The sequence below is a fragment of the Streptomyces aureus genome (assembly GCF_000725495.1).
Taxonomy (GTDB): Bacteria; Actinomycetota; Actinomycetes; order Streptomycetales; family Streptomycetaceae; genus Streptomyces; species Streptomyces aureus_B.
In genome coordinates this window covers 72,419-99,275 of the sequence record NZ_KL647042.1, presented here as the reverse complement: position 1 = coordinate 99,275, position 26,857 = coordinate 72,419, and the positions used below count along the sequence as shown (strand labels likewise).

Genomic DNA, 26,857 nt, shown 5'->3' with positions numbered 1-26,857 from the left:
GGGGGACGCTTCGAACGAGGGGACATCGTGGACGAGAGCGGCGGGAGCGGGCAGCCGCGGTCCGGTACCGGCGGGGCCACCGAGCACCAGGAGAGGCCCACCGCCTCCACCGGTGCGGCCTCCGGCGCGCACCCGGGACCGGCACGGCCCGAGACCACCGGGCCGAGGCCCACGGCCCCCGATCACGACTCCCGGACACCGTCCGGCACGGACACCGGCACCACCTCGTCCGGACCCGACGCCGCCGCCGACTCCGACGTCTCCTCGTCGAGCCCCGCCGAGTCCGGCGTCTCACCGTCGGGCAGCGACTCCGGCAGCGCACCGGCCGACCCGGCCACGGACACCCATACCGACACCGACACCGGCACCGTCTCCTCCGACGCGGACCACGCCACCGTCTCCTCCGACGCGGATGCCGGCACCCGTACGCCGGTCGAGCCCCCGGCACCGGAGACCGCGCCCCACACTCCGTCCCCCCGCGACCCGCTGGCCAAGGCCCCCGCCACCGCCGCGCACACCGAGCCCACCCGGGACGACACCACTGGCAGCGAGCCGGACCGCGCCCCCGGGCCCCCCGGCGGCCAGGGCCGAACCCAGGGCGACGACCCCGGCGCCCCCCACCGCACCCGCGCCCGCACCGGCAAGGGACGCCCGCCCCGCAGGCCCAAGGAACCCGGCGGCGGCATCCTCATGGGCCGCCCCTTCGGCGTCCCCGTCTACGTCGCACCCAGCTGGTTTCTCGTCGCCGCCCTCATCACCTGGGTCTTCGGCGGCCAGCTCGACCGCGTCCTGCCCGACCTCGGCGCCGCCCGCTACCTCGTCTCCCTCTTCTTCGCCGTCGCCTTCTACGCCTCGGTCCTCGTCCACGAACTCGCCCACACCGTCGCCGCCCTCCGCTTCAAACTCCCGGTCCGCCGCATCCAGCTCCAGTTCTTCGGCGGCGTCTCCGAGATCGAGAAGGAAGCCGAGACCCCCGGCCGCGAGTTCGTCCTCGCCTTCGTCGGCCCCCTGCTCTCCCTCGTCCTGTCCGGCGTCTTCTACCTCGCCATGCAGCCCGTCGAGCCCGGCACCGTCCCCGGCGTCCTCCTCGCCGGCCTGATGATCTCCAACCTCATCGTCGCCGCGTTCAACCTGCTCCCCGGCCTCCCCCTCGACGGCGGCCGCATGCTCCGCGCCGTCGTCTGGAAGATCACCGGCAGGGCCATGAGCGGCACCGTCGCCGCCGCCTGGGTCGGCCGCGCCCTCGCCGTCTCCGTCCTCATCGGACTCCCCCTCCTCACGCAGTCCGACGCACTCGGCGCCGCCCCCGAGAACACCGGCAGCATGGACACCATCACCGACGCCCTCCTCGCCGCCATCCTCGCGGCGATCATCTGGACCGGCGCCGGAAACAGCCTCCGCATGGCCCGCCTGCGCGAACACCTCCCGGAACTCCGCGCCCGCGCCCTCACCCGCCGCGCCGTCCCCGTCGAGACCACCACCCCCCTCTCCGAGGCACTCCGCCGCGCCAACGACGTCGGCGCCCGCGCCCTGGTCGTCGTCGACGCCGACGGAGAACCCCTCTCCCTCGTCCGCGAGGCCGCCATCGTCGGCGTCCCCGAACACCGCCGCCCCTGGGTCGCCGTCAGCGGCCTCGCCCAGGACCTCACCGACGGCATGCGCGTCTCCGCCGAACTCGCCGGAGAAGACCTCCTCGACGCCCTGCGCGCCAGCCCCGCCACCGAATACCTCGTCGTCGAGGACTCCGGAGAGATCTACGGCGTCCTGTCCGCCGCCGACGTGGAACGCGCCTTCGTCAAGGCCATGGCCCGCCCCTCCTGACCGTGGTCGGCGGCCCCGTCCGGGACCGGTAGGCTGTTCACATGTCCGAACCGACCGGTGCCGCCCGCAGGCGCGGGCCCTTCAAGGTCGGGGACCAGGTTCAGCTGACCGACCCCAAGGGCCGCCACTACACGTTCACGCTCGAGGCCGGGAAGAACTTCCACACCCACAAGGGTTCCTTCCCCCACGACGAGCTGATCGGCGCTCCCGAGGGCAGCGTTGTCCGCACCACGGGGAACGTCGCCTATCTCGCGCTGCGCCCCCTGCTCCCCGACTACGTCCTGTCCATGCCCCGCGGCGCCGCCGTGGTCTACCCCAAGGACGCGGGGCAGATCCTGGCCTTCGCCGACATCTTCCCCGGCGCCCGCGTCGTGGAAGCGGGAGTCGGCTCCGGCTCGCTGAGCAGCTTCCTGCTGCGCGCCATCGGCGACCAGGGCATGCTGCACTCCTACGAGCGCCGCGAGGACTTCGCCGAGATCGCCCAGCAGAACGTGGAGCGCTACTTCGGCGGCCCCCACCCCGCCTGGCAGCTCACCGTCGGCGACCTCCAGGACAACCTGAGCGACACCGACGTCGACCGGGTCATCCTCGACATGCTCGCCCCCTGGGAGTGCCTGGAGGCCGTCTCCAAGGCGCTCGTCCCCGGCGGCATCCTCTGCTGCTACGTGGCGACCACCACCCAGCTCGCGCGCACTGTCGAGTCCATCCGCGAGATCGGCTGCTTCAACGAGCCGACCGCCTGGGAGTCGATGATCCGCAACTGGCACATCGAGGGCCTGGCCGTCCGCCCGGACCACCGGATGATCGGCCACACCGGCTTCCTCCTCACCGCCCGCCGCCTCGCGGACGGCGTCGAACCGCCCATGCGCCGACGCCGCCCCGCCAAGGGCGCCTACGGCGAGGACTACGCCGGCCCGAACGCGGACGGCGGCGCCGGCCGCTGACCCGCCCAACGCACCAGCCCTGTGGCCGAGTTCCCGGACCTCTCCGGTAACTCGGCCACAGTTCTTCGCCGCTGACACACCACCAGAAACCGTGCCCCGTACGGCAGAAGCCCGGGGACACCACCCGCCGGAGCCACCGAGCCGGCCCCCCGTATCACTCGGCAGGACCGCCGCCCGATGCTTCGGCCGGAGCCGCGGAACCGGGTGCCCGGCAGTCCGGCAGCGACCCTGATCCACGCCCCGACCGACCGCGCGGAGACGTCGGTGACCCGCGGCGAGCACGATGACCGCAGCCGCAGCCGCAGCCGCAGCCGCAGCCGCACCGTTGGCCGGGCCCGCCGCCCGGTGCCGCGCCCCGTCCGGTAGTTCCGTGCGGGTCCCTGCCCGTGGTTCCGTACCGGGCCCGCCCGTGATTCCGTACCGGACCTGCCCGCCCTTCCATACCGGGCTCGCCAGTGCCTCCGTACCGGCCCCGCCCGTCGTTCCGCGTCAAGTCCTGCTCAGGAGTCTCGGGCGCCGTCCGGTAGGCCCCCGCCAGTGGCTCCGTACCGGCCCCGCCCGCCCCGCCCCTCGTTCCGCGCGGAGCCCTTCGCCGGACTCTCCGGGCGCCGTCCGACAGGCCCCGCACATGGCCCGGTGCCGGGCCGCCACGGCTCCGAGCAGGCCACGCCCCTGGCTCCACGTGCTCCACGCGGAACCTCCGGTCACCCGGCCGTGGATCCGCGCGGGGCGGGCCCCGGTCCTCCGCCCGCGGTTTCCCCGCAGGGGCCCGCCCCCCACCCTCCGGCCACCCCGGCCGGGACGGAGGGGCCGCCCGCAGACCCCGACGGACACCGCACCGGAACTCTTCACAACTCCGGACCCCGCCGTTCCACCAGGCTGTGACGTGTGGCACCATGCGGGACACCCACCCCACCGGCACAGCCCTCGCGGGAGACACCCCCAGTGCAGCAATCCGTTGTCCCGGAACTGGCACACACGCAGACCAGCCCCCTCCAGTGGGTCGCCACGGCCACCGCCATCGCCGGAGTCGTGGCCCTGTCCTCCGTCGTCCAGCCCGACGCGGCCAGGGCGGCCCAGCCCGGCACCGGCGGCAGACCCGCGGCAGCTCCAGCGACCGCCCCCGACACAGCCGGCGTGGACTTCCCGATCGTCTGCGGCCCCACCAAAGCGCTCGTGGAGAAGAAGGCCGGCGGCGACCTCGACGGCGACGGCCGCCCCGAGACCGTCGCCGTCGTCCGCTGCGACGCCGGCTCCGGCACCCCTCCCGACGGCGTCTACGTCCTCACCCAGGCCCAGGGAGCCAAGCAGCCCAGGGTCGTCGCGACCCTGATCGACCCCAAGGACCGCCTCAGCGTCACGGACTTCGCCGTACGCGACGGAGCCGTCACCGCCATGCTCCTCGGCTACTCCTCGATCGACGTACCCAGTTGCTGCCCCGACCTGAAGCAGACCGCCAAGTGGCAGTGGAAGAACGGCGCGTTCATCCGCTCGACGCCGTCCGAAGCGCACGGAACCTGAACGCGCCCCCGGCGCGAAACCCGAACAAAAGAGAACACCCTCCGCGCCGCGGAGGGTGTTCTCAACCGGTCAGGGGGCGACGCGGGGTGCCCGAGAGGTCACTCCGCGTCAGGCCCGAAGACCTCGACCTTGTCCGAAACCCGACGGACATGAATACAGTCCCCCGGACACTCCTTCGCCGAGTCCACGACATCACGCAGAAGCGGCAGCGGCACGGGCGTTGTGGCCCCCACCTCCTGCAACAGCTCGTCCTCGGCACTCTTCACGTACGCCAGACCGTCAATGTCCAGCTCAAAGACCTCGGGCGCGTACTGCACGCAGATCCCGTCGCCGGTACAGAGATCCTGATCGATCCAGACCTCAAGCGCCTCGCCGTCGACTCCGGCCTCCTGCTGCACGGTCATTTCTCCTGCCGTTTTCTGCGTCGAGCGAACCGAAGACTGGGGAATCGGGCCAGCTCTGACGGGTGTTGAACACTTCGACCCTACCTCCGCCCGCTTCCCAATCATGTTCGGTGGGTATTCCCCTGGCGTGAGGGAGAGCGCAAGGGTGAAGATCGGACACACCCCGACAGTCTTTGTGATCTAGGGGTTTCAATCGACACCCACCCAGGTAGGGTCTGGAAGCGTCCAGCTCCCCTTGGAGGAGGTGAGGACCGTGGCAGCCCACGACGACGACATGAACCGCGGCATCCGCCCGGGAAGAGGGTCCGATGACCCCGCCGGGCAGATTGCCTACCTTGAGCAGGAGATCGCCGTCCTGCGGCGCAAGCTCGCCGACTCTCCGCGACACACGAGGATTCTCGAAGAGCGGATCGTCGAGTTGCAGACCAACCTGGCAGGCGTGTCCGCACAGAACGAACGACTGGCGAACACCCTCCGTGAGGCCCGCGACCAGATCGTGGCCCTCAAGGAAGAGGTCGATCGGCTCGCACAGCCACCGGCCGGCTTCGGCGTCTTCCTCGCGGCGAACGAGGACGGCACCGCCGACATCTTCACCGGAGGCCGCAAACTCCGCGTGAACGTCAGCCCCAGCGTCGAGCTCGACGAGCTCAGGCGCGGCCAGGAAGTGATGCTCAACGAAGCCCTCAACGTGGTCGAGGCCATGGAATACGAGAGCGTCGGCGACATCGTCACCCTCAAGGAGATCCTGGAGGACGGCGAACGCGCCCTCGTCCAGGGACACACCGACGAGGAACGAGTGGTCCGGCTCGCCGAACCACTCCTGGACGTCACCATCCGCCCCGGAGACGCCCTGCTCCTCGAACCCCGATCCGGATACGTCTACGAAATCGTTCCCAAGAGCGAGGTCGAGGAACTCGTCCTCGAAGAGGTCCCCGACATCGGCTACGAGCAGATCGGCGGTCTGGGCGGCCAGATCGAAATGATCCGCGACGCCGTCGAGCTCCCGTACCTCTACCCCGACCTCTTCAAGGAACACGAACTGCGTCCGCCCAAGGGAGTCCTCCTCTACGGACCCCCCGGATGCGGAAAGACGCTCATCGCCAAGGCCGTGGCCAACTCACTGGCCAAAAAGGTCGCCGAAGTCACCGGCCAGGCCACCGGCAAGAGCTTCTTCCTCAACATCAAGGGCCCCGAGCTCCTGAACAAGTACGTCGGCGAGACCGAGCGGCAGATCCGCCTCGTCTTCCAGCGTGCCCGGGAGAAGGCCAGCGAGGGCACCCCCGTCATCGTCTTCTTCGACGAGATGGAATCCCTCTTCCGCACCCGCGGATCCGGCGTCAGCTCGGACGTGGAGAACACCATCGTCCCCCAGCTCCTCGCCGAGATCGACGGTGTCGAAGGCCTGCAGAACGTCGTGGTGATCGGCGCCTCCAACCGCGAGGACATGATCGACCCCGCCATCCTGCGGCCCGGCCGGCTCGACGTGAAGATCAAGATCGAACGCCCGGACGCCGAAGCGGCCAAGGACATCTTCCAGAAGTACCTCACCGAACGCCTCCCCCTGCACTCCGAAGACGTCGGAGAACACGGCGGAGACAAGGCGGCCACCGTCCACGGCATGATCCAGACCGCCGTGGAACAGATGTACGCCGAATCCGAGGAGAACCGCTTCCTGGAAGTCACCTACGCCAACGGCGACAAGGAAGTCCTCTACTTCAAGGACTTCAATTCCGGCGCCATGATCGAGAACATCGTCGGCCGCGCCAAGAAGATGGCCATCAAGGACTTCCTCGAACACGACCAGAAGGGCCTCAGGGTCTCCCACCTCCTCCAGGCATGCGTGGACGAGTTCAAGGAGAACGAGGACCTCCCCAACACCACCAACCCCGACGACTGGGCCCGCATCTCCGGAAAGAAGGGCGAACGGATCGTCTACATCCGTACGCTCATCACCGGAAAGCAGGGCGCAGACACCGGACGCTCCATCGACACGGTGGCCAACACCGGTCAATACCTGTAAAAGACAGGGCGGCTGCGGGTGCCCACCACGGGCACCCGCAGCCGCCTGCTTTTCCGGTCACGGCCGGAACACAGCAATGACGCAAATGATCTCCCCACCAGCGCAGAGGCGTTCTAGGCTCTTTCGTACCGCCGAGTCGCGCAGTGCGGGGACGGGCACCGCACACGCACCGGAGCGCCAGCGGTACTTGAGCAGCGCCCCCGACCGAGGGCGCCGCCGGGCAAGGAGGGCCGCATGACCGTACGGCGAGTAATGGGCATCGAGACGGAGTACGGGATCTCCGTCCCCGGTCACCCCAACGCCAATGCCATGCTCACCTCGTCCCAGATCGTCAACGCCTACGCGGCGGCGATGCACCGGGCGCGCCGCGCCCGCTGGGACTTCGAGGAGGAGAACCCGCTGCGGGACGCGCGAGGCTTCGACCTCGCCCGGGAGGCCGCCGACTCCAGCCAGCTCACCGACGAGGACATCGGCCTGGCCAATGTCATCCTCACCAACGGAGCCAGGCTGTACGTCGACCACGCACACCCGGAATACAGCTCCCCCGAAGTCACCAACCCCCGCGACGCCGTCCTGTGGGACAAGGCCGGCGAGCGGATCATGGCCGAGGCCGCCGAACGGGCCGCCCAGCTCCCCGGCGCCCAGCCGATCCACCTCTACAAGAACAACACCGACAACAAGGGCGCCTCCTACGGCACGCACGAGAACTACCTGATGAAGCGCGAGACCGCCTTCTCGGACATCGTGCGCCACCTCACCCCGTTCTTCGTCTCACGCCAGGTCGTCACCGGAGCGGGCCGCGTCGGCATCGGCCAGGACGGACACGAACACGGCTTCCAGCTCAGCCAGCGCGCCGACTACTTCGAGGTCGAGGTCGGCCTGGAGACCACCCTCAAGCGCCCCATCATCAACACCCGCGACGAACCGCACGCCGACGCCGAGAAGTACCGCCGGCTGCACGTGATCATCGGGGACGCGAACCTCTCCGAGATCTCGACGTACCTCAAGCTCGGCACGACGGCACTCGTCCTGTCCATGATCGAGGACGGTTTCATCGCCGTCGACCTGGCCGTCGACCAGCCCGTACGCACCCTCCACCAGGTCTCCCACGACCCGACCCTCAAGCGCCTCGTCACGCTCCGCAGCGGCCGCACACTCACCGCCGTGCAACTGCAGATGGAGTACTTCGAGCTGTCGCGCAAGTACGTCGAGGAGCGGTTCGGGGCGGACGCCGACGAACAGACCAAGGACGTCCTCCTGCGCTGGGAGGACACCCTGAACCGGCTGGAGAACGACCCGATGAGCCTCTCCGGCGAACTGGACTGGGTCGCCAAGCGCGAGCTCATGGAGGGCTACCGGCGCCGCGACGACCTCGACTGGGACGCCGCCCGGCTCCACCTGGTCGACCTCCAGTACGCCGACGTACGCGCCGAGAAGGGCCTCTACAACCGTCTGGCGGCCCGCGGCAGGATGAAGCGGCTCCTGGACGAGAACGAGGTCGAGCGGGCCCGTACGACCCCGCCGGAGGACACCCGCGCCTACTTCCGCGGCCGCTGCCTCGAGCAGTACGCGGACGACGTCGCGGCGGCCTCCTGGGACTCGGTGATCTTCGACCTGCCCGGCCGGGACTCGCTCCAGCGCGTCCCAACCCTGGAGCCCCTTCGCGGAACGCGTAATCACGTCAAGGAGCTCCTGGACCGCTGCCGGACGGCGGAGGACCTGGTCAGGGTCCTTTCGGGCAACTGAACTTCCCCCGGGACGGCACGGGCCGAACAGGGTGGAACACCCGGCGTTACGGGAATCATCGAGGTGGTCCCCGTACGTTGTGGCAACTGCGGGGCCGATGTCGGACCCTGCTTGTAGGGTCTGATCAAGAACGTCGAACCGAGCGGGGTGAGGGTTATGGCGACCAAGGACACCGGCGGCGGACAGCAGAAGGCGACGCGTTCCACCGAGGAGGTCGAGGAACAGTCGCAGGAAGCGAACACGACCGACGACCTCAAGGAACGCCAGGAAAAGCTGAGCGACGATGTCGACTCGGTTCTTGACGAAATTGACGATGTACTCGAAGAGAACGCCGAGGATTTCGTGAGGTCCTTCGTTCAGAAGGGCGGGCAGTAAGCCACTTTTTCCATCGAATCGCAGGTTCGAGTCGAACGTGGCTGAAGAAGTGGAAGCGCGAAGCTGCTCGCGGTGCAAGCAGAGCAAACCGCGGGCAGCCTTCGCGAGCAACAGGTCGGCGGCCGACGGCCTCCAGGCGTACTGCCGGGAATGCTCCGCGGAGTACTACCGGCAGCGTCAAGAGGCGAAGGGTAAAGCGGTACGGGTCAAGGTGCCCGTACCGCGGGGTCACAAGCGCTGCCCACAGTGCCAGGTCGTGAAGCCGCACTCCGCATGGGAGCGCAACAAGTCTTCGTCGGACGGCTGGGCGAGTTACTGCCGTACGTGTCGTGCGGAGCGGAACCGGATCAGCTATTTCCAGCGTAAATACGGCCTCACACCGGCCGAGTTGGACGCGATGGTCGCGGATCAGCGGGGCATCTGCTGCATCTGCCTAACCGCCCCTGCCGAACATGTGGATCACTGCCATCAGACGGGTAGGGTCCGAGGCGTACTGTGCTTCAGCTGCAACGCCGCACTGGGGCAGTTCAAGGATCGGCCCGATGTCATGAGACGGGCTGCGACATACCTGGAAGGAAACGCGTGGAAGCCAACACTCGTAGCACCGGGCGTCTACCGGCTGCCTTCCTGACGCCCGGGTCGTCGTCCTTCATGGACTTCCTCTCCGAGCACCAGCCGGAGATGCTCCCGGGCAAGCGGCAACTGCCGCCCGTCCAGGGCGTGATCGAGGCCCCGCACGGCACGACGATCGTCGCCGTCACGTTCCCCGGCGGAGTCGTCCTCGCCGGCGACCGCCGCGCCACCATGGGCAACATCATCGCCCAGCGCGACATCGAGAAGGTCTTCCCGGCCGACGAGTACTCGGCGGTGGGCATCGCCGGCACGGCGGGTCTGGCCGTGGAGATGGTGAAGCTGTTCCAGCTGGAGCTGGAGCACTTCGAGAAGGTGGAGGGCGCGCAGCTCTCCCTGGAGGGCAAGGCGAACCGCCTGTCCACGATGATCCGTTCCAACCTCGGCATGGCGATGCAGGGCTTGGCCGTGGTCCCCCTGTTCGCGGGGTACGACGTGGACCGCGGCAGGGGCCGTATCTTCTCGTACGACGTCACCGGTGGCCGCTCCGAGGAGCACGGCTACGCGGCCACGGGCTCCGGCTCGCTCTTCGCGCGCGGTGCCATGAAGAAGCTCTACGCCAAGGATCTGACGGAGGACCAGGCCACGACGCTGGTCATCCAGGCTCTCTACGACGCGGCCGACGACGACTCGGCGACCGGTGGTCCCGATGTCGCGCGCCGGATCTATCCGATCGTCACCGTGATCACGGAGAGCGGTTTCCGCCGGCTCACCGACGAGGAGGCCTCCGAGATCGCCCGCGTGATCCTGGAGAGGCGGCTCGAGCAGCCCGACGGCCCGCGTGCCGCGCTGTACTGAAGACCGTCCCACTCCCAGGTGATCCAGTGACTTCGACAGAAAGGGACGGATAGCCGGTGTCGACGCCGTTCTATGTCTCACCCCAGCAGGCGATGGCGGACCGGGCGGAGTACGCCCGCAAGGGCATCGCGCGTGGCCGCAGCCTGGTCGTGCTGCAGTATGCCGACGGCATCGTGTTCGTCGGCGAGAACCCGTCCCGTGCGCTGCACAAGTTCAGCGAGATCTACGACCGGATCGGCTTCGCGGCCGCCGGCAAGTACAACGAGTACGAGAACCTGCGGATCGGCGGTGTGCGGTACGCCGATCTTCGTGGCTACACGTACGACCGTGACGACGTGACCGCCCGTGGTCTGGCGAACGTGTACGCGCAGACGCTGGGCACGATCTTCTCGTCGGCGGCGGAGAAGCCGTACGAGGTGGAGCTGGTGGTCGCGGAGGTCGGTGAGACGCCGGACGGTGACCAGATCTACCGGTTGCCGCACGACGGGTCGATCGTGGACGAGCACGGTTCGGTGGCCGTCGGTGGTAACGCCGAGCAGATCAGTACGTATCTGGACACTCAGCACCGGGACGGCATGTCGCTGGCCGAGGCGCTGAAGCTGGCCGTCCAGTCGTTGTCCCGGGAGCCGAACGGCGGCGAGCGGGAGATTCCGGCGGAGCGTCTCGAGGTCGCGGTGCTGGACCGGACGCGTCCGCAGCAGCGGAAGTTCAAGCGGATCGTCGGGCGGCAGCTGTCCCGGCTGCTGGAGGCCGGGGGTGCGGAGACCGCGACGGAGGCGGAGGACGCCGACGACGAGTGAGGTCGTGGTGTGACCGGGTGCCCGTTTCGCGGGTGCTCGTGGGGAAGGGGCCGCTCCGGTGCAGACCGGTGCGGCCCCTTCCGTGTGTCCGGGGCCGGTGCGGGTGGCGGGGTTCTAGGCGTTCGGTGGGGCCGTGGAGCCGCGTACGACGAGGTGGACGGGGATGTCCTCCTCGGGGGGTGTGCGGCCGTCCAGGACGGCCAGGAGGGCTTTCATGCCCTGTTCTCCGAAGCGCTCGGCGTCGAGGTGGACGGTGGTGAGCTCGGGGTCGAGGGCGCGGGCGAGGGCGAGGTCGTCCAGTCCGGTGATGGAGATGTCGTCGGGGATGCGCAGGCCGAGGCGGCGGGCGGCCTTGTAGGCGCCGGCGGCGAGTTTGTCGTCGTCGCAGATGACGGCGGTGGGGCGGGGGCCGGGGGTGGTGAGGGCGGTCTGGGTGGCGGCGAGGGCGTCTTCGAAGGAGATGGGGGCGCGGGCGACGTGGAGGCTGGTTCCGGGGACTTCGACGAGGCAGGCGGCGAGTTCGCGGGCGCGGACCTCGAAGGTCCAGGAGGGGATGTCGGCGGCGAGGTGGAGGAAGCGGCGGTGGCCGAGTCCGAGGAGGTGGCCGCTGATCTGGCGGACGCCGTCGGCGATGTCGAGGTTGACGGTGGCGGCGCCCTGGCTGCCGGTGGGGTCGCTGTCGAGCATGACGAGGGGGAGCTGGTCGCCGCGGATGGCGGTGAGGGCGTCGGCGGCCATGGAGGAGGCGATGACGCCGTCGAGGGCGGCCTGGGCGGAACCGAAGGGGTCGCGGGCGGGGCCGATGCCCTCGGGGGAGGGGTAGAGGACGACTCCGAAGCCGTGCTGGGCGGCGACGCGGGCGGCGCCGGTGTAGACGCCGGCGAAGAATTCGGTGGTGAGGGCGGGGACGACGAGGAGGACGGTGCGGGTGCGGCCGAGGCGGAGGTTGCGGGCGGCGAGGTTGGGCCGGTAGCCGAGTTCCTGGGCGGCGTGGCGGACGCGGTCGGCGGTGGCGGCGGAGACGCGGCCGCGCCATTTGTCGCCCAGGACCAGGGAGACGGCTGCCTGGGAGACCCCGGCGGCCTCGGCGACGTCCCGGCTGGTGGGGCGCGTGCTCCCTCTTGGCACCGTGGGGCTGCTCCTTCGTCTGGACTCGTGGTCAGCGGACATGGTACGTATTGAGCAGGACGTTATACGTAAAACTTGGGCGTCGTGCGCTACCGGAAGGGCAGGTCATGGCCGCGGGATACCTGGAGATCCTCAGGGCGAGACACGCCACCCGGCTGCTCGTCGGGACGCTGGTGGGGCGGCTGCCGAACGCGACCGCGGCGATCGCGGTGGTGCTGTTCGTGCGGGCCGGGGGCGGCACGTACAGCCTGGCGGGCGCGCTCGCCGCCGTGTACGGGGTGGCCAACGCCGTGGGGCAGCCGGTGCTGGGCCGGCTGGTGGACCTGTACGGCCAGCCGCGGGTGCAGTTGCCGGCGGCGGTCGTCTCGGCGCTGGGCATGGTGGTCTTCGCGCTGGCCGGTACGGATCCGGTGGCGCTCGCCTGTGCCGCGATGGCCGTGGCGGGCCTGTTCACGCCCCCGCTGGAGGGCGGGCTGCGGGCGCTGTGGCCGTCGGTGCTGCGCGAGGAGGAGCAGGTGCACACCGCGTACGCGATGGACGCGGTGGCGCAGGAGGTGATGTTCACCGTCGGGCCGCTGCTGGTGACCCTGTGCGTGTCGCTGTGGTCGGCGCAGGCGGCGCTGCTGATCCTCGCTGTGATCGGTGTGCTGGGGGCTCTGTCGGTGGTGGTCTCGGAGCCTTCGCGGGCGTGGCGTTCGGCGCCGCGTGAGGCGCACTGGCTGGGCGCGCTGCGCTCGCCGGGGCTGCTGGCGCTGCTGGGGGCGTTCCTGTTCATCGGGATCGCGCTGGGTTCGATCACGGTGGCGGCGGTGTCGTACGCGGATGTGCACGGCGGGGACGCGGTGTACGGCTGGATGATGGCGGGGATCGGGCTCGGTGCGCTGCTGGGCGGTGTGGTGTACGGGGCGCGCAGGTGGGGCGGGGCGCCGGAGCGGCGACTGCGCGTGCTGGTGGCTCTTCTGGCGGTGTGTTACCTGCCGCTGATGCTGGTGCCGGGTCCGGTGGCGATGACGGCTCTGGCGACGCTGGCGGGGGTGTTCCTGGCGCCGAGCATCGCGTGTGCGTTCGTGCTGGTGGACCGGCATGCGCCGGCGGGTACGGTGACGGAGGCGTTCTCCTGGCTGGTGACGACGTTCACGGTGGGCGCGTCGGTGGGGACGGGGCTCGCGGGCCCGGTGGTGGAGTGGGGCGGGGCGGCGTGGGGTTTCGCCGTTCCGGGGGTGGCGGGGGCCGCCGCGTTGGTGGTTCTGCTGGCCACGGGCCGGGTGCTGGGGGTGCCCGGGAGAGGTGGTGTTGTCGCGGTGTCATCGGAAAATGATCCAAACCGAGCCGTCGAACCCCGTTTCAGCTCAGGGGATCGGGCGTAATGTTCTGTCATGGACCGCCGCATTTTCGGGCTGGAGAACGAGTACGGCGTCACGTGTACGTTCAGGGGACAGCGTCGACTGTCTCCCGACGAGGTGGCGCGGTACCTCTTCCGCCGTGTCGTGTCATGGGGCCGCAGCAGCAATGTCTTTCTGCGGAACGGTGCCCGCCTTTATCTCGACGTGGGATCACATCCGGAATACGCGACACCCGAGTGTGACAACGTGACGGAGCTCGTCACCCACGACAAGGCCGGCGAGCGCATTCTCGAGGGTCTCCTGGTGGACGCAGAACGACGCCTGCACGAGGAAGGGATCGCGGGCGACGTCTATCTGTTCAAGAACAACACCGACTCGGCCGGAAACTCCTACGGGTGCCACGAGAACTATCTGGTGGCGCGGCACGGGGAGTTCTCGCGGCTGGCGGACATTCTGATCCCGTTCCTGGTGACGAGGCAGTTGCTGTGCGGCGCGGGGAAGGTGCTGCAGACGCCGCGTGGTGCGGTGTACTGCGTGAGTCAGCGGGCCGAGCACATCTGGGAGGGTGTCAGTTCCGCGACGACCCGGTCCCGGCCGATCATCAACACGCGGGACGAGCCGCACGCGGACGCCGAGCGGTATCGCCGTCTGCACGTGATCGTGGGCGACTCGAACATGTCCGAGACGACGATGCTGCTGAAGGTCGGTGCCACGGATCTCGTGCTGCGCATGATCGAGGCGGGCACGGTCATGCGTGACCTCACGCTGGAGAACCCCATTCGGGCGATCCGTGAGGTCAGTCATGACATCACGGGGCGCCGGAAGGTCCGGCTGGCGAGTGGTCGTGAGGCTTCCGCGCTGGAGGTGCAGCGGGAGTACTTCGAGAAGGCCGTGGACTTCTGCGAGCGCCGCGGCATCCGGACGGGGACGGTCGAACAGGTCCTCGAACTGTGGGGCCGTACGCTGGACGCGATCGAGGCCGAGGATCTGGACCGGATCGGCACGGAGATCGACTGGGTCATGAAGTACCAGCTCATCGAGCGGTACCGGGCGAAGCACAACATGACGATGTCGCATCCGCGGGTCGCGCAGATAGACCTCGCGTATCACGACATCCACCGGCGTCGTGGGCTGTACTACCTGCTGGAGCGCAAGGGGCAAGCGGCTCGGATCTGCAACGACTTGAAGATCTTCGAGGGCAAGTCGGTGCCTCCGCAGACGACTCGGGCGCGGTTGCGGGGCGACTTCATCCGGCGGGCCCAGGAGCAGCGGCGGGACTTCACCGTCGACTGGGTGCATCTGAAGCTCAACGACCAGGCGCAGCGCACGGTGTTGTGCAAGGACCCGTTCCGTTCGGTGGACGACAGGGTGGAGAAGTTGATCGCGGGGATGTGAGCCGGGTGTTCCGTGGGTGACGCGGAACGCAACGCGGGGCGCCGTACGTTTTCCGTACGGCGCCCTTCTCACGTCGTAGAGTTGCGCGCACGCCATCAACCATGATCGACCGATACGAGGCTCCCACCGTGCGCCGACGCTCACTCCTTCTTTCCGTACCCGCTGGACTGGTCACGCTCGCCGGATGCGGTGACGACGGTGATTCCGGTTCGGCGAAGTCCAGCAAGACCCCGTCGCCCTCGGCTTCGGAGGCCGCGTCGGCGCCGCCGCCGCCGAAGATCGTGGACGGTCCGCTGCCGGCGATCACGGCGGGGACGAAGTTCGGTGAGAAGCCGACCGTGGCCAAGGGGCCGGGGGAGCCGTCGAAGGATCTGGCGGTGCGGACGGTGATCGCGGGCGGTGGCAAGACGGTCGCGGAGAACGACTACATCCAGGCCAATTACCTGGGGCAGATCTGGGCCACGGCGAAGGTCTTCGACAATTCCTACGACCGGGGGACGCCGCTGGTGATCCAGCTGGCGCAGGGCCAGATCATCGACGGCTGGCGTTATGGCCTGGTCGGGAAGAAGACGGGCAGCCGGGTCGAGATGTCGGTGCCGCCGACGTGGGGCTACGGCACGTCGGGGAACGCTCAGGCGGGGATCAAGGGCACCGACACGCTGGTGTTCGTGGTGGACATCGAGGACACGTTCAACTCGAAGAGTTCGGCCAAGGGCAAGGACGTGCCGCAGAAGGACGCGTCGCTGCCCGTGGTGGGCACGAACACGGACGGTTCGGCTCCCAAGATCACGGTGCCGAAGAAGGACGCGCCGACGAAGCTCGTGGCGAACTATGTCATCGAGGGTGACGGTCCCGAGGTGAAGGCCGACAGCACGGTCCTGGTGCAGTACGAGGGTGTGCTGTGGGACAGCGGCAAGGAGTTCGACTCGACGTACAAGCGGGGTCAGCTGACGTCGTTCTCGCTGCAGCAGGTCGTCAAGGGCTGGGCGCAGGGGCTGACGGGCAAGAAGGTGGGCAGCCGCGTCCTCATCGTGATTCCGCCGGCGCTGGGCTACGGCGACAACCCGCCGGCCGGCAGCGGTATCAAGAAGGACTCCACGCTCGTCTTCTCGGTCGACATCCTGGCGAAGATGTAACCCCTCCGGGGATGTAAGACTGTCCGTGTTGTCCTTACGTACACAAAGCAGGAGCAAAGACGTGAGCATCGAGAAGCCCGAGATCGATTTCCCCGAGGGCGAGCCGCCGGCGGACCTTCAGATCAAGGACATCTGGGAGGGCGACGGCCCCGAGGCCAAGTCGGGCCAGAACGTCACGGTGCACTACGTGGGTGTGTCGTTCAGCACGGGTGAGGAGTTCGACGCGAGCTGGAACCGGGGCGCCCCGTTCAAGTTCCCGCTCGGCGGCGGCCGTGTCATCAAGGGCTGGGACAAGGGCGTGCAGGGCATGAAGGTCGGTGGCCGTCGCCAGCTGACCATCCCCGCGCACCTCGCCTACGGCAACCAGAGCCCGACCCCGGCGATCAAGCCGGGCGAGACGCTGATCTTCGTGGTCGACCTGATCGCGGTCTGATCACGGCGGACCGGATCCGATCCGTATCGGATCATCTGGGGCCCATGCCCGTCCGGGCATGGGCCCTCGGCTTTTGCCGCGACACCCCGGGGCGGTACGGTCATCGGTCGGAAGCACCATAGGAAGGGCGTCGATGGCCATTGCCAAGGCCGAGCGGCTGATGAACCTCGCACTGTGTCTGCTCGGGACGCGGCGGCCGCTCAGCAAGCGGGAGCTGCGCGAGTCCATCGAGGCCTACATGGAAGCCGGATCGGACGACAGCTTCAACCGGATGTTCGAGCGGGACAAGGACGATCTGCGCGAACTCGGCCTGGTCATCGAGACGGTGGAGAACCTCGACGGCGAGGTCGGCTATCTCGCCCGCCGCGACAGCAACCGCCTGCCGCCGATCACCCTCGACGCCGAGGAGGCCGCCGCCCTCGGTCTGGCCGCCAAGGTCTGGCAGCAGGCCCGGCTGGCCGGCGCCGCGAGCGGGGCGCTGCAGAAGCTGCGGGCCGCGGGCCTGCCCGAGGACGTGGACCCCTACGGCTCCCACGGAGCCCTGGAGCCGCACATCCCCGTCCACGAGGCCGCCTTCGAGCCGCTGATGCTCGCCTGCCGCGACCGCCGCCCGGTGGTCTTCGACTACCGCAAGGCCAACGCCGCGCAGCCCGGGACCCGGCACGTGGAGCCCTGGGCGCTGGAGTGCTGGCGCGGCCACTGGTATCTCGCGGGCTTCGACCGCGACCGCGGCGCGGAGCGCGTCTTCCGGCTCTCGCGGATCACCGGCAAGGTCCGCGCCCGCGCGGGCCGGTACACCGCCGAGGTGCCCGACGTCGTGACCGTGCGGGAGACGGTGGCGGGCTGGGCCGGGGAGATCGCCGACCGCTCCGCGCTGATCCGGCTGCGCTCGGGCGCGGGCTACCCGCTGCGGGCCAAGGCGGTCTCCGTGCGGGAACTCGGGGACGGCTGGGACGAGTTGGAAATTCCGTACGGGCACGGCCTGGACGCCTTGCTGGTCGAGTTCGGGCCGGACGTGGTGGTCGTGGAGCCCGCGGAACTGAGGGCCGAAGTGATCGACCGGCTGCGCGCCGTGGCCAAGGGCTGAGGGGAAAGCAAGAACGTGGCAGGAAGACCGGCCAGGCCCGCGAACGCGATCGACCAGACCCGGCGGATGCTCTCGCTGGTGACCTATCTGCGTGAGCGCCCCGGCGCCCGCGTCGGCGACGTCGCCCGTGCCTTCGGGATCACCGAGGACGAGCTGATCTCCGACCTCGACGTGCTGCCGCTGTGCGGGACCAGCTTCCGCGGCGGTGATCTGCTGGACATCGACACCGACGGCGACCGGATCTGGTGGCACAACCCGGACGACGTCGCCGAACCGCTGCGGATCGCCGCCGACGAGGCGACCGCGCTGCTGGTGGCCGCCCGTGCGGTGTCCACGCTGCCGGGGCTGCGCGAGGGCGACCGGCAGGCGCTGCTGCGGGCCACCGCCAAGGTGGAGGCCGCCTCGGGCGAGGCGGCGGGGGCCAGCTCCCGGCTGTCGGTGACCTTCGAGTCCGAGGGCGGTGTCTTCGCCGACGTCGACCGGGCGATCTCCGAGCGGCGCCGGCTGTGGATCCGCTACTACTCGCCCGCGCGGGACGAGCTGAGCGAGCGCGAGATCGACCCGATCCGCCTGGTCACCGTGGGGCACACCTACGTCGAGGCGTGGTGCCGGCGCTCGGAGGCGCGCCGGACCTTCCGGCTCGACCGGGTCGCCGAGATCCGCATCCTGGACGAGCCGTCCGCGCCGCCCGAGATAGAGCTGCGGGACCTGTCCGAGGGGCTCGTCCAGCCCGCGGCCGAGGATCCGGAGGTGGTCGTCGAGGTCGGTCCCGGCGGGCGCTGGGTCGCCGAGTACTACCCGCACGACAGCGCGGATGAGCTGCCGGACGGCGGGCTGCGTATCACCCTGCGGACACCCGATCCCGCCTCGCTGCGGCGGCTGGCCCTGCGTCTCGGCGGTGACGGACGGATCGTCTCGCCGGCGGCTCTCGCGGACAGCGCCCGGCTCGCGGCCCGTGAGGCGCTCGCCGCCTACGACGGGCCCGACGGGCTCGGGGAGGTCCGGGACAGACCGTACGAGGGGCGGGAGCAAGGGCTTTGAGGACGTCGTCGATGTCGGGTGCGCAGGGCGGGCCGGGGGGCTCCGGGAAGCCGGGGAACGGGCGACGGGCGGGCGCGCAGGCTCGCCCCGGGGTGTCCGCGGGAGCGCCGGGCCGGGGAGGGTCGTCCTCGGGCGCGGCGGAGATGTCGGTGGGGACGGCGTTCGCCGGGATGCGCCGGGTCGTCGAGGTCATGTTCAAAGCCGCCTGCCCCGACTGCCGGGCCGGCTTCGAGCTGACCCCCGGCGCCCTGCGCCTGGCCATCGGCGCCAGCAGTCGCACGACGTTCTACTCCTTCACCTGCCCCGCCTGCGGCTCCGCGGTGCGCAAGCCCGCGGGCGAACGCATCGTCGAACTCCTCACCGGCGGCGGGGTCCGTACGCTGCGGCTGCATTCCACGGCCTGACGGGGGACTAGGCTCGGGGCCATGTTCTGGCCGATGTTCGCTGTGTGCGCGGGTTTCTTGGGTCTTGCGGTGCTGGGTGTGTTCGCCGTCCAGGTCTTCCTGGAGGCGCGGCGTCTGGGGGCGCAGGTCGCGGACTCGGCGGGCCGTATCGGAAAGGCGGCCGAGGAGCTCGAACGGGCGGCGGTGAACGCGGCCCGCGCCGCCGAGCACCCGTGACGGTCAAAGCGGAACCAATGTGACCAGTGCCGCGAAAGCGGTACGCGTCCGCTCTGTCGTGCCGCCCGTCCCGCCAGGTACGCTGCTGATCGCGGCCCGGCAACGAGGCACGGTCCGCGGGGCAGGTGTACGCATGGGGATTGTTCCGCGTTCACCGCCAGGCGCTACGATCGCTGCAAGCATGATGTTCGGACACGTGTCCGACTGGTCGGACGGGCCCGTCGCCCCGCCTCGCTGAGAAGGTGAATTCTATGTTCCGCAACGGACTTGAGCCGTGGCACCTGCTGATCCTCGTCGTGGTGATCGTTCTCGTGTTCGGCTCCAAGAAGCTGCCCGACATGGCTCGCTCGCTCGGCAAGTCCGCCCGCATCCTCAAGAGCGAGGCGAAGGCGATGAAGGACGACGGCAAGCAGGCCGACACCGGCGCGCAGCCCGCCGAGGAGCCCGCTCCCGCTCAGCGCACGATCCAGGCGTCGCCCGGCGATGTGACCAGCTCCCGCCCGGTCAACGAGCCCACGGACACGACCCAGCGCTGACGCGAGGACCGGGACAACCGGTCCGCTGCACGAGATGAGGATGTGGGTTGCTCAAGTCCGCCCGCAATGAGGAGAGGGATCCCGAGGGCCGGATGCCCCTCGTGGATCACTTGCGTGAGCTGCGCAACCGGCTTGCGAAGGGTGTTCTGGCGATCCTCGTCGTCACGATCGTCGCGGCCTTCTTCTACAGGGACATCATCGATGTCATCACCAAGCCGATGCTCGACGAGATCGGCTGCCATCAGACCTTCGGCGAGCTGGCCAAGTCCAAGAACGTCCACTGCGCGCACATCACCGTCAGTGGTCTGCTCGCGCCGTTCACGCTCGCGCTGAAGGTCGCCCTGATGGCCGGTGTCGTGCTCGCGGCGCCGATCTGGCTGTACCAGCTGTGGGCGTTCGTCGCGCCGGGCCTGCACCGCAACGAGAAGAAGTACGCGTACGCGTTCGTCGGCTTCGGCTTCCCGCTGTTCCTCGCCGGCGGATACCTCGCCTTCTCGGTGCTGCCCACCACGGCCAAGGTGATGATCGACCTCACGCCCGACGGCGCCGAGAACCTGCTGCCGCTGGACGACCTGCTCGATCTGGTCACCCGCATGATCGTCGTCTTCGGTCTCGCCTTCGAGATGCCGTTGCTGCTGATCCTGCTGAACCTGACCGGGGTGCTGTCCGGCAAGCGCATGCTCGGCTGGTGGCGCGGCATGATCATCGGCATCACGGCCTTCTCGGCCGTGGCGACCCCGAGCCCGGACCCGATGACGATGCTGGCGCTCGCCGCACCGATCTGGGGCCTCTACTTCATCGCCGTGGGCTTCGCGCTGCTCAACGACCGGCGCCGGGCCCGCAAGGAGGCCGAGGGCCCCGGGGACGACGAAGCCTCCGACCTCGACCTCACCCCCGAGGCCATCGGCGAGATCGAGCCCGTGACGGCCAGCCGGTCGCTCCCGGAACAGGCCAATGGCGAGCGGATCAACGGCTACGACGACGTGACCTGATCCCGGCCCGCGCACGCGCGCCGAAAGACATACGAGTGGGGCCCGACCTGATCACCGGCCGGGCCCCACTCGCGTGTGGCGACCAGTGGAAAACGGCGACGGCGCCCGGCGGAACGGGCGTCGAGGAGATCCACCGCGTCAAGGCGGGGCAACGGTTATGGCGACGTGACCCGGTGGGGGCGCGGAGCTCGTAGGGTCGGGCTGTGACCAGCGAGATCACCCTCATCGTCAATCCCACCGCGGGCCGCGGACGGGGCGCCCGGGCGGCGCTGCCCGCCGCGGAGGCCCTGCGCACCGCCGGCTTCTCCGTCGAGACGGTCCAGGGCGAGGACGCGGCCGACGCGCTCGCCCGGGCCCGCGAGGCGGTCGCCGGCGGCACCGGCGCCCTCGTCGCGGTCGGCGGTGACGGGATGGCCAACCTCGCCCTCCAGGCCGTCGCCGGGACCCGCACCCCCTTCGGCCTCGTCGCCGCCGGGACCGGCAACGACTTCGCCCGCGCCCTCGGGCTGCCCGTGGCGGACCCCGCCGCCGCGGGCCGCATGATCGCCGAGGCGCTGAAGGGCGAGCGGCTGCGCGAGGTCGACCTGGGCCGGGTGAACGACACCTGGTTCGGCACCGTGCTGGCCTCCGGGTTCGACTCCAAGGTCAACGACCGCGGCAACCGCATGCGGCTGCCCGTCGGCCGCTTCAAGTACGACGTCGCCATGGTCGCCGAGCTGGCCGCCTTCCGGCCCCTCCCGTACCGCATCACGCTCGACGACGGCGAGACCCGGGACATCGAGGCCACGCTGGTCGCCGTCGGCAACGGATCGTCGTACGGCGGCGGCATGAGGATCTGCCCCGGCGCGAGCCTCGGTGACGGGCTGTTCGACATCACGGTCGTCGGGGACTGCTCGCGCGCCACCCTGCTCAAGATCTTCCCCCGCGTCTACCGGGGCACCCACGTCGGCCATCCCGTGGTCAGCGTGCACCGGGCGGCCCGCGTGGAACTCCTCGCCGAGGGCGTCACCGGCTACGCGGACGGCGAAGCGCTCGGCCCGCTGCCGCTCACCGCGGAGTGCATACGCGGTGCGGTCCGCGTCGCACTTCCCTGAGCTGCGCGGATCCGGGGTTTCACGGCCCCTGATCCGGATAATGATCGTCCTTGTGTCAGTGCCTCCCGGTAGTCTCGAAAGCACGATGACAGAGGACCTCTCACCGGCCGAGCGGTATGCGGCATCGCGCAGGCGCGCTGCCGAGCAGGCCACCGCGCTCGCGTCCTTCCGCGAGATGTACGACTTCGGCCTCGACCCCTTCCAGATCGAGGCCTGCCAGGCGCTCGAGGCGGGCAAGGGTGTGCTCGTGGCCGCGCCCACCGGCTCGGGCAAGACGATCGTCGGCGAATTCGCCGTCCACCTCGCCCTCCAGCAGGGCAAGAAGTGCTTCTACACCACGCCGATCAAGGCGCTCTCCAACCAGAAGTACGCCGACCTGTGCCGACGCTACGGCGCGGACAAGGTCGGCCTGCTCACCGGCGACAACAGCGTCAACTCCGAGGCACCGGTGGTCGTCATGACCACCGAGGTCCTGCGGAACATGCTGTACGCGGGATCACAGACCCTCCTCGGGCTCGGCTACGTGGTGATGGACGAGGTGCACTACCTCTCCGACCGCTTCCGCGGAGCCGTCTGGGAGGAAGTGATCATCCACCTCCCCGAGTCGGTGACCCTGGTGTCACTGTCGGCGACCGTGTCGAACGCGGAGGAGTTCGGTGACTGGCTGGACACCGTCCGCGGCGACACCCAGGTGATCGTCTCCGAGCACCGGCCCGTCCCGCTGTTCCAGCACGTGCTGGCCGGACGCCGGATGTACGACCTGTTCGAGGAGGGCGAGGGCCAGCGCAAGGCCGTCAACCCCGACCTCACGCGCATGGCGCGCATGGAGGCGAGCCGCCCCTCGTACCAGGACCGCAGACGCGGCCGCGCGATGCGCGAGGCCGACCGGGAGCGCGAGCGCAGACAGCGCTCGCGGATCTGGACGCCGGGCCGGCCCGAGGTCATCGAGCGGCTCGACTCCGAGGGACTGCTGCCCGCGATCACCTTCATCTTCAGCCGCGCCGCCTGCGAGGCCGCCGTCCAGCAGTGCCTGTACGCCGGACTGCGGCTGAACGACGACGCCGCCCGCGCCCGGGTGCGGGAGATCGTCGAGGAACGCACCTCCTCCATCCCGGACGAGGACCTGCACGTCCTCGGCTACTTCGAGTGGCTGGAGGGCCTGGAGCGCGGCATCGCCGCCCACCACGCCGGCATGCTGCCGACCTTCAAGGAGGTCGTCGAGGAACTGTTCGTCCGCGGCCTGGTCAAGGCCGTCTTCGCGACGGAGACCCTCGCGCTCGGCATCAACATGCCGGCCCGCTCCGTGGTGCTGGAGAAGCTCGTCAAGTGGAACGGCGAGCAGCACGCCGACATCACACCCGGCGAGTACACCCAGCTCACCGGCCGGGCCGGCCGCCGCGGCATCGACGTCGAGGGCCACGCGGTCGTGCTGTGGCAGCGCGGCTTCAGTCCCGAGCACCTCGCCGGCCTCGCCGGCACCCGCACCTATCCGCTGCGCTCCAGCTTCAAGCCGTCCTACAACATGGCGGTGAACCTGGTCGAGCAGTTCGGCCGGCACCGCTCGCGCGAGCTGCTGGAGACCTCCTTCGCGCAGTTCCAGGCCGACAAGTCGGTCGTCGGGATCTCCCGGCAGGTCCAGCGCAACGAAGAGGGCCTCGATGGCTACAAGGAGTCGATGACCTGCCACCTCGGGGACTTCGACGCCTACATGGGGCTGCGCCGCGAACTGAAGGACCGCGAGACCGAACTGGCCCGCCAGGGCATGTCCCAGCGCCGTGCCGAGGCGGCCGTCGCCCTGGAGAAGCTGAAGCCCGGTGACGTGATCCACGTGCCCACCGGCAAGTACGCGGGACTGGCACTCGTCCTGGACCCGGGGCTGCCCGCGGGCCGTTCCAACGGCCACCGGGGCTTCGAGCAGCACGACGGCCCGCGCCCGCTGGTGCTGACCGCCGAGCGCCAGGTCAAGCGGCTGGCCTCGATGGACTTCCCGGTGCCGGTCGAGGCGCTCGACCGGATGCGGATCCCCAAGTCCTTCAACCCGCGGTCGCCGCAGTCCCGTCGGGACCTCGCCTCCGCGCTGCGCACCAAGGCCGGGCACATCGTCCCGGACCGGCACCGCAAGCGGCGCTCCGAGGCCGCCGACGACCGCGAGATCGCCCGGCTGCGCGCGGCGATCCGCGCCCACCCCTGCCACGGGTGCAACGACCGCGAGGACCACGCCCGTTGGGCCGAGCGCTACCACCGGCTCAAGCGCGACACCTCGCAGCTCGAGCGCCGCATCGAGGGCCGGACGAACACCATCGCCCGCACCTTCGACCGGATCGTCGCCCTGCTCACCGAGCTGGACTACCTGCGCGGCGACGAGGTCACCGAGCACGGCAAGCGGCTCGCCCGGCTGTACGGCGAACTCGACCTGCTGGCCAGCGAATGCCTGCGGGCCGGCGTCTGGGACGGACTGTCCCCGGCCGAACTGGCCGCCTGTGTCTCGGCGTTGGTGTACGAGTCGCGGGTCTCGGACGACGCGATGGCCCCGAAGGTGCCCTCCGGCAAGGCCAAGGCCGCGCTCGGCGAGATGGTGCGCATCTGGGGCCGGCTGGACGCGCTGGAGGAGGACTTCCGGATCAACCAGACCGAGGGCGTGGGCCAGCGCGAGCCGGACCTCGGCTTCGCCTGGGCCGCCCACGAGTGGGCCTCCGGCAAGGGCCTGGACGAGGTGCTGCGCGAGGCCGAGATGCCCGCCGGTGACTTCGTGCGCTGGTGCAAGCAGGTCATCGACGTCCTCGGCCAGATCGCGGCCGCCGCGCCCGTCTCGGGCGGGGAGAAGTCGACGGTCGCGAAGAACGCCCGCAAGGCGGTCGACGGCCTGCTGCGCGGGGTGGTGGCCTACTCGTCGGTGGGCTGACCGGAAGACCGGAAGACCGGCGGACAGGGGCGGCCGGGGGAGCGACGGGCCGAGAGGCCCGGGTGGCCCCGCCCGGCTGCTGTGGAGCCGGGGTGTGGAGTCGGGCCGTCGTGGAGCCGGGCCGGTGTGGAGCCGAGCCGTTGTGGCCGGTGGTGTGCTGTCTTCCCGAAGGGAGGCCGCACATCACCGGCCACATGCGTTCCGGGGCGGGTGAAGGGCCTCGGCAGGTGCCGACGCCGACGAAGGCGAGGTCGGGAACGGGGCGAGGGCGAGGACGGGGCCGAGGGCGGGTCAGTCGTCCGTGTCGCGGTCCAGATACCCGCGCCAGCCCCCGTACGCCGTGATGTCGGCCGCTCCGGCCACGGCACCCGGCTCGCACAGGAAGCCCGGAACATGGGTGCCGTCGGCCAGTTCGACGCTGCCCAGGGCCATCGGGCGGGGGAGTGCCGTCAGCAGACGTCCGAGGCCGTCCGGCGGGAGGCGCCACACCTCGGTCTCGATCGCGGCCCCGCCCGCACCGACATGGACGAGCCCCGGCTTCGGCGGGCTGGTGTCCAGGGCGTGCAGCCGGTAGACGGCGGCGGTCGTCGTCGTACGGTCCAGGCGGGCGCCCAGGGACAGCAGCTGGGTGTTGAGCGGCTGACCGGTCAGATGCGCCCCGACCACGGCGAGGCGGGTGTCCGGTTCCAGCGAGCGGGCGATCCGGGCGAGCCGCTCGTCGGTGAAGGCCGGCCCGATCAGCATCACGCCGAACGGGGGCCCCGCCGGGGTCCGCCCGGCGGGGACGGCGATGGCCGCCAGGTCGAAGAGGTTCGTGGAGTTGGTGAAGCGACCGAGCCGGGCGTTGGCGCCCAGCGGGTCGGCGGCGACCTCGGCGAGCGTGGGATGACCCGGTGCCGTCGGCAGCAACAACGCGTCGGCGTCTCCCAGTTCGGCGAGGGCCCGGGTGCGCAGCGCGGCCAGCCGTTCCTGGTCCGCGTACAGCCGGTGTGCCGGGATTTCCCGGGCGCGGGTGATGATCCCGGCGACGGTCGGGTCGAGCCCGGCTCCTCCCTCGGCGGTCTGCTTGTCGACAAAGCTCCCCACGGCGGTGTAGCGCTCGGCGACGAACGCGCCCTCGTAGAGCATCGCTGCGGCTTCGGTGAACGGCGTGAGGTCGAGGGAGCGCACCTCCGCGCCCGCCGCGACGAGTCGGTCCACGGCCGCCTCGAACGCCTCCGCCCAGCCCTCGTCCAGTTCGCCGAGCTGCGCCGTCGGCGGGACCGCCACGCGCCAGGGGCCGGGCGAGCGCTGTGCCAGGGGCGGGAGTTCGCGTGCGGCGGGGGAGGTGAGGTGGGCGAGGGCCTGCTCGGCCTCGGTCAGGGTGCGGGCGAACACGGTCACGCAGTCCAGGGAGGCGCAGGCGGGGACGACGCCGGTGGTCGGCACCAGGCCGCGGGTGGGCTTGAGGCCGACGATTCCGTTGAACGCGGCGGGCACGCGCCCGGAGCCCGCGGTGTCCGTGCCGAGGGCGAGGTCGGCGATGCCGAGGGCCACGGCGACGGCCGAGCCCGAGCTGGAGCCGCCGCTGATCCGCTCCGGGTCCAGGGCGCCGCGGACGGCGCCGTAGGGGGAGCGGGTGCCGACCAGTCCGGTGGCGAACTGGTCCAGGTTGGTGGTGCCCAGCACGACGGCCCCGGCGGTCCTGAGCCGGGCGACCGCGGGCGCGTCGGCCGCGGGGGTGTACGCGTAGGCCGGGCATCCGGCGGTGGTGGGCAGCCCGGCCACGTCGATGTTGCCCTTCACGGCGAGGACCCGGCCGGCGAGCGGAAGGCGCTCGCCGGCGGCGACCCGCTCGTCCACGGCACGGGCCTCGCGCTCGGCCTCCGCGCGGGGACGCAGGCCGATCCAGATCTCGGGCCGGTCCACGGCCTCGATACGGTCGTACGCCAGACGGACTCGGGTGAGGGCGGACATCGGGTCTCCTTGTGCTGGGCGGTTCCCGGCGGCGCGCGGACCGGGGTGCGTACGGCCCGCGTGCCGGGCCGCACGGGCGGACGACGGTGCCGTGCCGGCCGGGTGCTGTACCGGCCGATCGCCGTGCCGGTCGGG

At 70.3% G+C, this 26,857-nt stretch carries 24 protein-coding genes; 21 read left to right on the top strand and 3 right to left on the bottom strand.

Annotated elements, in window-relative coordinates; all coding sequences use genetic code 11:
- Positions 1 to 27 precede the first annotated feature (27 nt).
- The 3 genes from IO36_RS41590 to IO36_RS41575 all read left to right on the top strand — a co-directional run bounded on the left by IO36_RS41590 (position 28) and on the right by IO36_RS41575 (position 4,286).
- Positions 28 to 1,821, top strand: a complete 1,794-nt coding sequence (locus IO36_RS41590; protein WP_037628453.1) for a site-2 protease family protein — start codon at positions 28 to 30, stop codon at positions 1,819 to 1,821.
- A gap of 41 nt (positions 1,822 to 1,862) precedes the next feature.
- Positions 1,863 to 2,765, top strand: coding sequence for a tRNA (adenine-N1)-methyltransferase (locus IO36_RS41585; protein WP_037628452.1), 903 nt, complete (start codon positions 1,863 to 1,865; stop codon positions 2,763 to 2,765).
- Positions 2,766 to 3,710: 945 nt separating this feature from the next.
- On the top strand, positions 3,711 to 4,286 hold the full coding sequence (locus tag IO36_RS41575; protein WP_037628449.1) for a hypothetical protein: 576 nt from the start codon (positions 3,711 to 3,713) through the stop codon (positions 4,284 to 4,286).
- A 98-nt stretch (positions 4,287 to 4,384) separates the two neighbouring features.
- Here IO36_RS41575 and IO36_RS41570 read toward each other — a convergent pair whose 3' ends face one another.
- On the bottom strand, positions 4,385 to 4,690 hold the full coding sequence (locus tag IO36_RS41570) for a ferredoxin (protein ID WP_037628447.1): 306 nt from the start codon (positions 4,688 to 4,690) through the stop codon (positions 4,385 to 4,387).
- 253 nt (positions 4,691 to 4,943) lie between these two features.
- Between IO36_RS41570 and arc the strand changes: the two genes are divergently transcribed.
- From arc to prcA, 6 genes are all read left to right on the top strand, one after another.
- On the top strand, positions 4,944 to 6,710 hold the full coding sequence (gene arc, locus IO36_RS41565) for a proteasome ATPase (RefSeq protein ID WP_037628445.1): 1,767 nt from the start codon (positions 4,944 to 4,946) through the stop codon (positions 6,708 to 6,710).
- 234 nt (positions 6,711 to 6,944) lie between these two features.
- Complete coding sequence (gene dop / locus IO36_RS41560; RefSeq protein ID WP_342455147.1) at positions 6,945 to 8,456, top strand: depupylase/deamidase Dop; 1,512 nt, start codon at positions 6,945 to 6,947, stop codon at positions 8,454 to 8,456.
- A gap of 156 nt (positions 8,457 to 8,612) precedes the next feature.
- Positions 8,613 to 8,831 carry a ubiquitin-like protein Pup gene (locus tag IO36_RS41555; RefSeq protein ID WP_037628443.1) on the top strand — a complete coding sequence of 73 codons (219 nt, stop codon included), beginning with the start codon at positions 8,613 to 8,615 and terminating at the stop codon, positions 8,829 to 8,831.
- A 397-nt stretch (positions 8,832 to 9,228) separates the two neighbouring features.
- Positions 9,229 to 9,462: an endonuclease VII domain-containing protein gene (locus IO36_RS49485; RefSeq protein ID WP_425535577.1), complete on the top strand. Its 234-nt coding sequence runs from the start codon at positions 9,229 to 9,231 to the stop codon at positions 9,460 to 9,462.
- Positions 9,414 to 10,259: a proteasome subunit beta gene (prcB, locus tag IO36_RS41545; protein ID WP_037628440.1), complete on the top strand. Its 846-nt coding sequence runs from the start codon at positions 9,414 to 9,416 to the stop codon at positions 10,257 to 10,259. Before IO36_RS49485 ends, prcB begins: the two co-directional genes overlap by 49 nt.
- A gap of 56 nt (positions 10,260 to 10,315) precedes the next feature.
- Positions 10,316 to 11,059, top strand: a complete 744-nt coding sequence (gene prcA, locus IO36_RS41540; protein WP_037628439.1) for a proteasome subunit alpha — start codon at positions 10,316 to 10,318, stop codon at positions 11,057 to 11,059.
- Between the two features lie 114 nt (positions 11,060 to 11,173).
- Here the strand turns inward: prcA and IO36_RS41535 are convergent, their stop codons facing one another.
- Positions 11,174 to 12,187: a LacI family DNA-binding transcriptional regulator gene (locus IO36_RS41535; protein WP_037628438.1), complete on the bottom strand. Its 1,014-nt coding sequence runs from the start codon at positions 12,185 to 12,187 to the stop codon at positions 11,174 to 11,176.
- Between the two features lie 107 nt (positions 12,188 to 12,294).
- Here IO36_RS41535 and IO36_RS41530 point away from each other — a divergent pair, with 107 nt between their 5' ends.
- The 12 genes from IO36_RS41530 (at position 12,295) to IO36_RS41475 (ending at position 24,766) form a co-directional block, all read left to right on the top strand.
- Positions 12,295 to 13,554 (top strand): MFS transporter, encoded by a 1,260-nt coding sequence (locus IO36_RS41530; RefSeq protein ID WP_037628437.1) that lies wholly within the window; start codon positions 12,295 to 12,297, stop codon positions 13,552 to 13,554.
- Positions 13,555 to 13,563: 9 nt separating this feature from the next.
- Positions 13,564 to 14,925, top strand: a complete 1,362-nt coding sequence (gene pafA, locus IO36_RS41525; RefSeq protein ID WP_037628436.1) for a Pup--protein ligase — start codon at positions 13,564 to 13,566, stop codon at positions 14,923 to 14,925.
- Positions 14,926 to 15,053: 128 nt separating this feature from the next.
- On the top strand, positions 15,054 to 16,061 hold the full coding sequence (locus IO36_RS41520; protein ID WP_037628646.1) for an FKBP-type peptidyl-prolyl cis-trans isomerase: 1,008 nt from the start codon (positions 15,054 to 15,056) through the stop codon (positions 16,059 to 16,061).
- Positions 16,062 to 16,122: 61 nt separating this feature from the next.
- Complete coding sequence (locus IO36_RS41515) at positions 16,123 to 16,494, top strand: FKBP-type peptidyl-prolyl cis-trans isomerase (RefSeq protein WP_037628435.1); 372 nt, start codon at positions 16,123 to 16,125, stop codon at positions 16,492 to 16,494.
- A 133-nt stretch (positions 16,495 to 16,627) separates the two neighbouring features.
- Positions 16,628 to 17,581 (top strand): helix-turn-helix transcriptional regulator, encoded by a 954-nt coding sequence (locus IO36_RS41510; protein ID WP_037628434.1) that lies wholly within the window; start codon positions 16,628 to 16,630, stop codon positions 17,579 to 17,581.
- Positions 17,582 to 17,596: 15 nt separating this feature from the next.
- Positions 17,597 to 18,622, top strand: a complete 1,026-nt coding sequence (locus IO36_RS41505; RefSeq protein WP_037628433.1) for a helix-turn-helix transcriptional regulator — start codon at positions 17,597 to 17,599, stop codon at positions 18,620 to 18,622.
- 143 nt (positions 18,623 to 18,765) lie between these two features.
- Positions 18,766 to 19,026, top strand: coding sequence for a hypothetical protein (locus IO36_RS41500; RefSeq protein ID WP_037628432.1), 261 nt, complete (start codon positions 18,766 to 18,768; stop codon positions 19,024 to 19,026).
- Between the two features lie 21 nt (positions 19,027 to 19,047).
- Entirely contained in the window at positions 19,048 to 19,242 is a 195-nt protein-coding gene (locus IO36_RS41495) for a hypothetical protein (RefSeq protein WP_037628431.1), read from the top strand.
- A gap of 251 nt (positions 19,243 to 19,493) precedes the next feature.
- On the top strand, positions 19,494 to 19,778 hold the full coding sequence (gene tatA, locus IO36_RS41490; RefSeq protein ID WP_037628430.1) for a Sec-independent protein translocase subunit TatA: 285 nt from the start codon (positions 19,494 to 19,496) through the stop codon (positions 19,776 to 19,778).
- A gap of 47 nt (positions 19,779 to 19,825) precedes the next feature.
- Positions 19,826 to 20,770: a twin-arginine translocase subunit TatC gene (gene tatC, locus IO36_RS41485; protein ID WP_037628429.1), complete on the top strand. Its 945-nt coding sequence runs from the start codon at positions 19,826 to 19,828 to the stop codon at positions 20,768 to 20,770.
- A 203-nt stretch (positions 20,771 to 20,973) separates the two neighbouring features.
- Positions 20,974 to 21,864, top strand: coding sequence for a diacylglycerol kinase (locus IO36_RS41480; protein ID WP_037628428.1), 891 nt, complete (start codon positions 20,974 to 20,976; stop codon positions 21,862 to 21,864).
- Positions 21,865 to 21,904: 40 nt separating this feature from the next.
- A complete protein-coding gene (locus tag IO36_RS41475; RefSeq protein WP_037628427.1) occupies positions 21,905 to 24,766 on the top strand; it encodes a DEAD/DEAH box helicase in 2,862 nt (953 codons plus the stop codon).
- A gap of 291 nt (positions 24,767 to 25,057) precedes the next feature.
- Here IO36_RS41475 and atzF read toward each other — a convergent pair whose 3' ends face one another.
- Positions 25,058 to 26,722, bottom strand: coding sequence for an allophanate hydrolase (atzF, locus tag IO36_RS41470; RefSeq protein ID WP_037628425.1), 1,665 nt, complete (start codon positions 26,720 to 26,722; stop codon positions 25,058 to 25,060).
- Positions 26,723 to 26,857: the final 135 nt, after the last annotated feature.